Origin of the sequence: Mycobacterium sp., assembly GCF_049281135.1 — a bacterium.
GTDB lineage: Bacteria > Actinomycetota > Actinomycetes > Mycobacteriales > Mycobacteriaceae > Mycobacterium.
In genome coordinates this window covers 1-5,741 of record NZ_JBAPRN010000597.1, presented here as the reverse complement: position 1 = coordinate 5,741, position 5,741 = coordinate 1, and the positions used below count along the sequence as shown (strand labels likewise).

The following is a 5,741-nucleotide window of genomic DNA, read 5'->3' as shown; positions in this document are numbered from 1 at the left end:
GTTCTGGTGTACAGGCCGGCCTCAAACAGCGACGACGCGATCTGCGGCAACAGTTTTGCGCTTTCCTCGCGGGTGAAGGTTTCTCTGGTCGCCTGGTCCTTGACGAGTTCGATCGAGTAGAAGTAGCCCTCGCCGCGGACGTCGCCGACGATCGGCAGGTCGTAGAGTCGCTCCAGGGCGGCACGCAAAGCCGGAGCCTGGCGCTTGACGTTGTCGTTGAGGCCCTCGCGCTCGAAGATGTCGAGGTTGGCCAGCGCAACGGCGGCCGACACCGGGTGGCCGCCGAACGTGTAGCCATGCGGGAATACCGTCTTACCGTCGTTGAACGGCTCGAACAGCCGGTCGCTGGCGATCATCGCACCCATCGGCGAGTACCCCGATGTCAAACCCTTGGCGCAGGTGATGATGTCGGGCTGATAGCCGAAGTCGGAGCAGGCGAACATCGACCCGATTCGGCCCCAGGCGCAGATCACCTCATCGGACACCAACAGCACGTCGTAGTGATCGCAGATTTCCCGCACCCGTTCGAAGTAACCCGGCGGCGGCGGGATCGAGCCGCCCGCGTTCTGCACCGGCTCGAGGAACACCGCGGCGACGGTGTCAGGTCCTTCGAATTCGATCGCCTCGGCGATCCGGTCGGCCGCCCATTGCCCGAAGGCTTTGATGTCGGCGCGCAACGGCTCCGGTGCACGGTAGAAATTGGCGTTCGGCACTCGGAAGCCGCCGGGTGTGAGCGGTTCGAACGGCGTCTTATAGGCCGGCAGCCCGGTGATCGCCAGCGCACCCTGCGGGGTGCCGTGATAGGCGGTCGCACGTGAAATGACTTTGTATTTAGCAGGTTTGCCGGTGAGCTTGAAATACTGCTTGGCCAGTTTCCAGGCCGATTCGACGGCCTCGCCGCCGCCGCTGGTGAAGAACACCCGGTTCAACTCGCCGGGGGCGTAGCCCGCGATCCGGTCGGCCAACTCGATTGCGGGTGGTGTGGCGTACCCCCACAACGGAAAGTAGGCGAGTGTGCCGGCCTGCCGGGCGGCGGCTTGCGCCAGCTCGGCGCGGCCATGTCCGACCTGCACCACGAAAAGCCCGGACAGCCCGTCGAGGTAACTCTTGCCGGTGTCGTCGAAGATCGTCACGCCTTCACCGCGGGTGATGACCGGCGGTGTGATATCCGGGCCGTGCCGCGCGAAGTGCAGCCAGAGGTGGTCGAGCATGGTGTTCGTGAGCCTAGCGCCCGGTTTGGTGGCCCGGCTCCTTTCTCACACCCTTCCGGCGCTCGCCGTCGCCGGGCTAGGCTGGCGCCATGACCTCAACGCAGGTCACCGAATTCGAAGCGTTGCGGCCGCATCTCATGTCGGTCGCCTATCGGCTGACCGGGACCGTAGCCGATGCCGAGGACATCGTCCAGGAAGCCTGGCTGCGCTGGGCTCGACAAGACAACGCAATCGCCGACCTGCAGGCCTGGCTGACCACTGTGGTGAGCCGGCTCGGGCTGGACCGGTTGCGGTCAGCCGCGCACCGTCGGGAGACGTACACCGGCAACTGGCTGCCCGAGCCGGTGGTGACCGGCTTCGACCGAGCCGATCCGCTGTGCGCCGTGGTAGCACGAGAGGATGCCCGGTTCGTGGCGATGGTTGTGCTCGAACGCCTTTCGCCCGACCAACGGGTTGCGTTCGTAATGCACGACGGATTCGCCATCCCGTTCGCCGAAGTGGCGCAGGTGCTCGGAACCAGCGAAACCGCCGCCCGACAGCTGGCCTCGCGAGCCCGCAAAGCCGTCACCACTTCGCCGCCACCTGAACCTGACCCGTCGCACGACGAGGTGGTCGGCAGGCTGATCGCCGCCATGGCAGACGGCGACCTGGACGCTGTGGTGGCGCTGTTACATCCCGACGTGACGTTCACCGGCGATTCGGATGGCAAGGCGCCCACGGCAGTTCAGGTCATCCATGGCGCGGACAAGGTCGTTCGGTTCATGCTCGGCCTCGCCCAACGCTATGGCCCGTCGATGTATACCGCGTATGAGCTGGCGTTCATCAACGGCGAGCTCGGCATCTATACGGCCGGCCTGCCGGCCAGCGACGGATACCGGGAAATGCTGCCGCGGATCATGGCGATGACGGTGCGCGACGGAAAGGTCTGCGCCCTATGGGATATCGCCAATCCCGACAAGTTCACCGGCTCTCCGTTGCGCCGGTGACCATGAACCCAGGGCCAGGCCGACCCGCAGCGCTCCGGCGGCTTCGCTAGCGGCTTCGGCGAATCGGCCGCCCAGACCGATGAAGCTGAGGTAACCGTGCGGCAGGTCGGCCTGACGGGTCAGTGCCACCGGGATTCCCCCGGCCCGCAGCTTGTACGCGTATGCCTCACCGTCGTCGCGGACCGGATCGAAACCAGCGCTGGCGATATAGGCGGGCGGTAAGCCGGCGACGTCGCCATGCTGTGGTGACAGTCGCGGATCTTCCAGATCGGTTCCCGCAGGTATGTAATTGGCCATCACCCACTGGATGTTGCGTTCGGTGAAGGTCGAGCCCTTCGCGAACAGGTCACGCGATGGCCGGCGAGTACTCAGATCGGTCGCGGGATAAATCAACAGCTGGAACGACGGGGCTTCGCCGCCTCGTCGCACTGCCTGCTGTGTGGTCACGGCGGCGAGATTTCCGCCGGCACTGTCACCTCCGATCGCGATGCGGGCGGGATCGGCACCCAGATCGCGAGCATGGTCGCGGGCGTACTCGAACGCGGCGAGCGCGTCGTTCACCGGGGCGGGGAATTGGTGTTCCGGCGCGCGCCGGTACTCCACCGAGAGAACTCGCGCGCCGGCATGGCTCGCCAGGTAACGGGCGATGGGGTCATGGCTGAAACGTGAACCGACCGAGAAGCCGCCGCCATGGAAGTACACCAGCAGCCCGGACGGCTCGGGCACGTCGGCGGGGGTGTAGAGGGTGGCTGGGACCTCGCCGTGCTCGGCGGGAATGGCGATCTCCCGGGTCGCGACGGGTACCGGTGGCTGATAGCCGATGAGATGCGGAAGTTCGTCATACCGTGCTCGGGCCTCCTCCACGGCTCCGTCGAAAACATCGGAGCCGGAGCGGTTTTTGAGGGCGATGGCGAGCTGTGCATCGAGCGCCATGACCTGTCCGTCGATTCGCAACGGCGCACCCGCCAGCAGCCGGCGGACCGATTTGGGCAACCCGAAGGCGCCGCGGACCACCGCGGCCTTTACCCGGGTTCGTTTACCTGTCATGACAATATCTCCTTATCTCTGTGGGCTTTTCAGTTCTTGTGGGCGGCGAACCGCATGACATGGCCTAGAAGCCGGGACTGCAGGATCGCCGTGAGACCATGTCGGGCGCACTCGTTGCGGAAGTCGTCGGGCACGATCAGCCGATACTGCGAGCCGTCCAATCGGTGAAACAGCTCGCGAGTGGAGTACGGGTCAGGTCGTAACCGATGAAGGTCCCTCCCGGACGCAACACGCGTGCGACCTCTTCCACGGCGCGCTCCCAGTCGATGATGTGGTGCAGCATCAGGCAGCTGACGACGGAGTCGAAGGAATCATTTGGGAATGGCATCGCGGTGGCATCGGCCGTTTTCACCGATGCGCGTGCGAAGCCGCCCAACCGAGTTGCGGCGGCCTGCGTCATGTGCGGATCGATATCTATTGCGGTCCAGGCAAGTTCGGGATTCTGCGAGAGAACCTGTTGGGCGACCGATCCACTCCCGGCGCCGATTTCCAGGACATCGCGGCCCAGTCGTCGAGCGCGAAGTTCACGCGCGACGGTCGAGCTGCTGGAACGCCAAAACGAGCTGCAGCAGTAGGCACGTTCGAATGAGGACATTGCGGGCATATTCCTAGCGTGGTTCAGCCACCACGGGAACGCTTGTACGGATCCGTCAGATCAGGGCGTCAGAGCAAGGTGCGTCGAACCGCGTCGGCGAGTTCGTGCGGGGTCGCCCCAGTCATCTCCCAGCACACCTTGTTGGCATGCGACCCGTCGGCAAACCCGGCCAGGTGGGCGGCGTCGGTGACGGAGTAACCGTCGAGCAGGTAGCTCACGGAGGCAACCAGCCGCTCCCAACGGATTGTGGCCGAGAACGAGATGCCGGTTTGCTGTTTGCACAGCCGCCCGAGATAGTCGGGCGATAGCGCCACCGTCCCCGCGACCGAGGCCACATCGATACGTTCGGGCACCCGGCTCGCCACGACTTCGATCGCCTGCCGCAGCTGGGGGTGAACGGATCCCGGCTGCTGCGTCCCGCAAAGCTGATCGACGAGAAACTCCGCAGCGGCGTCCGGACCGTCGGTATCGAGCAACGCGGCGGTCGTCTCGGCTACCTGCTGCCCATCGTCGACAACCCAGACACCGTGGCGCGCCATGGTGTTCAGGGCAATGCCCTGCGGGGTCTGCAGACCGAGGTAAAGCGTCAATGCCGCGGATTCCGACTCCGATCGCACGGCATGGCGTGCTCCGCTGGCGATCACGACCAGCCGGCACATCTCGTGTGTGTCGCCGTCCTGGGTAACCGTCAATGGACCACGCCTACCGGCCGTGACCTGGACCGCGGCGTGGTGGTGCAGGGCAAGGTCGGAGAAGCCGCCGGCGACCATGAGCCGGCCCGGCCCCAGCTCCCAGACCTGCATGCCGCCACTCTAGCGCTGTGCAGGGGTTTCGCCGGTCTGGCTGGGATCGGTCAGCCACGGAACCCGGCACGCGTCACCGGAATTGAAGCCCTGCTCGGCGATGCCCAGTGCGGTGTTCATCCGGGCCCGCATGTTTTCAGTCCCTATCTGATAAGTCAGCTCGATTACGCCGTTCTCGCCGAAGCGGGTCCGTAGGTCGGCTACCTGCTCGTCGGTGACGCTGTGCGGATCGGTGGTCATCGCGTCGGCATAGGCGATCGCGGCTCGCTCATCATCGGTGAAACATGGTGAAGTGGCGTAGTTTCCGATGTCCTTGATGCGCTCGACATCCAGTCCGTCGAGGCGAAGCAGCATCGACCCGAAGTCAACGCACCACGAGCAGCCGACGGTGCGCGCAGTCCAGAGCACTGCCAGCTCGCGCACGCTGGTCGGCAGCTTGCGCGAGGACGATTGCAGCATGGTCTCGTGGACGGCGTACGAGACCAGCAGCCGCGGGTGATGCGCGACGACAGCGAAGGGCTCGGGGACTTCGCCAAAGCGCCGCTTCGTGTAGCGGTACATCGCGCGGAGCAACCAGTTGGCCCGTTGCGGGGGCAGGGGTTCGATGCGGGTTTTCTGTGTCATGTCAGTCAGACGGCACGGCCGCAGAAATCGTGACGCCGGTGGCGAACCGAGACTTGTTTCGTCTTGTAAGTACGTCACATTTCCCGATCCGCCGGCGTATAAAATTCACGCGAGTCTAGAAACCGCTCATGGGGCTAAACCGGGGGCTTGGTCAGCGAGGCGACATGAATGTCGACACTGCACCTGACGCCCAACGATCGTCGATGACGGCTGCGCCCGACGCATGTCGCGGCCGCGGAGTTCTCGTCGGCGCTTTCGCCGTGCTTGACGTGCTCGCTCATGCGGACGACGGGTTGGGCCTGACCGCGCTGGCTCGTGCCAGCGGATTGGCGAAAACGTCGACATATCGGCTCACCGAACAATTGGTCGCCCTCGGAGCGGTGCAGCGTATCGAGCATCGGTACTACATCGGGGCGCTGATCGGGCGCATCGGGCAACGGTGGCAACCTGATCCGTTATTGCGCAGGGCTGCGCA

At 65.0% G+C, this 5,741-nt stretch carries 6 protein-coding genes and 1 pseudogene; 2 read left to right on the top strand and 5 right to left on the bottom strand.

What is annotated here, in order from left to right:
* On the bottom strand, positions 1–1,211 hold a 1,211-nt coding region (locus WAN02_RS23415; protein ID WP_422266862.1), incomplete at its 3' end, for an aspartate aminotransferase family protein.
* Positions 1,212–1,300: 89 nt separating this feature from the next.
* Between WAN02_RS23415 and WAN02_RS23410 the strand changes: the two genes are divergently transcribed.
* Positions 1,301–2,197, top strand: a complete 897-nt coding sequence (locus WAN02_RS23410) for a sigma-70 family RNA polymerase sigma factor (protein WP_422266860.1) — start codon at positions 1,301–1,303, stop codon at positions 2,195–2,197.
* Here WAN02_RS23410 and WAN02_RS23405 read toward each other — a convergent pair.
* The 4 genes and pseudogenes from WAN02_RS23405 to WAN02_RS23390 form a co-directional block, all read right to left on the bottom strand.
* Positions 2,144–3,244, bottom strand: coding sequence for an alpha/beta hydrolase fold domain-containing protein (locus WAN02_RS23405; protein ID WP_422266858.1), 1,101 nt, complete (start codon positions 3,242–3,244; stop codon positions 2,144–2,146). The two genes, WAN02_RS23410 and WAN02_RS23405, sit on opposite strands and share 54 nt — an antisense overlap.
* A 136-nt stretch (positions 3,245–3,380) precedes the next feature.
* Positions 3,381–3,839 (bottom strand): class I SAM-dependent methyltransferase, encoded by a 459-nt coding sequence (locus WAN02_RS23400; RefSeq protein ID WP_422266856.1) that lies wholly within the window; start codon positions 3,837–3,839, stop codon positions 3,381–3,383.
* 68 nt (positions 3,840–3,907) lie between these two features.
* Positions 3,908–4,642, bottom strand: coding sequence for a helix-turn-helix transcriptional regulator (locus WAN02_RS23395; RefSeq protein ID WP_422266854.1), 735 nt, complete (start codon positions 4,640–4,642; stop codon positions 3,908–3,910).
* 9 nt (positions 4,643–4,651) lie between these two features.
* Positions 4,652–5,284 (bottom strand): annotated as a pseudogene (locus WAN02_RS23390) (carboxymuconolactone decarboxylase family protein); the annotation flags it as partial.
* Positions 5,285–5,430: 146 nt separating this feature from the next.
* Here WAN02_RS23390 and WAN02_RS23385 point away from each other — a divergent pair.
* Positions 5,431–5,741 (top strand): helix-turn-helix domain-containing protein (locus tag WAN02_RS23385; RefSeq protein ID WP_422266852.1); only part of this gene is annotated, 311 nt, incomplete at its 3' end.

What these genes read in the sequence shown, in the direction of transcription:
- WAN02_RS23400 (WP_422266856.1), bottom strand. Translation starts at nt 3,839, where the DNA reads ATGTCCTCATTCGAACGTGCCTACTGCTGCAGCTCGTTTTGGCGTTCC.
- WAN02_RS23395 (WP_422266854.1), bottom strand. Translation starts at nt 4,642, where the DNA reads ATGCAGGTCTGGGAGCTGGGGCCGGGCCGGCTCATGGTCGCCGGCGGC.
- WAN02_RS23405 (WP_422266858.1), bottom strand. Translation starts at nt 3,244, where the DNA reads ATGACAGGTAAACGAACCCGGGTAAAGGCCGCGGTGGTCCGCGGCGCC.
- WAN02_RS23410 (WP_422266860.1), top strand. Translation starts at nt 1,301, where the DNA reads ATGACCTCAACGCAGGTCACCGAATTCGAAGCGTTGCGGCCGCATCTC.